Annotated in this window: 1 protein-coding gene; it reads left to right on the plus strand. The window is 69.5% G+C overall.

From position 1 onward, the window contains the following. On the plus strand, positions 1-652 hold a 652-nt coding region (locus tag AC1DIP_RS22235), incomplete at both ends, for a DDE-type integrase/transposase/recombinase (RefSeq protein ID WP_477735119.1).

The raw sequence follows: 652 nt of genomic DNA on the forward strand, positions 1-652 counted from the left end.
GACCGGTACCTCGCCCGGGGTGAGGACGGCATGGCTGACGCGTCCTCCCGCCCGCGGCGGAGCCCGAACCGCACACCCATACGCACCGAGCGCCGGATCGTTGCGTTGCGTTTCAGCCGGCGGTGGGGACCGCACCGGATTGCGGCCCATCTCGGTCTTGCCCGCTCGACCGTGGGCAAGGTCCTGGCCCGATACCGGATGCCCCGGCTGGCCTGCCTGGACCAGGGCACCGGGCTGCCGGTCCGGAAGCCTGCACCGCAGCGCTACGAACACGACAACGCCGGAGACCTSGTYCACGTGGACATCAAGAAACTCGGGCGCATCCCCGATGGCGGCGGGCACCGCGCCCTGGGCCGGGCGCTGGGCCGTAGGAACCGAAGGGCCGGTACCGGGTACGCGTACCTGCACCACGCCGTCGATGACCACTCACGGCTCGCGTACTCGGAAATCCTCGGCGACGAAAAGAAGGAAACCGCTGCCGCTTTCTGGGTCCGCGCAGCAGGGTTCTTCGCCGCGCACGGCATCACCGTCAAAGCCGTACTGACCGATAACGGATCCTGCTACCGCTCCCGGGCCTTCGCAGCAGCCCTGGGCCCACACCTCAAGCATCGGCGGACCCGCCCCTACCGGCCGCAGACCAACGGCAAGGTAG

This window comes from Pseudarthrobacter sp. 05T312, from assembly GCF_056396685.1.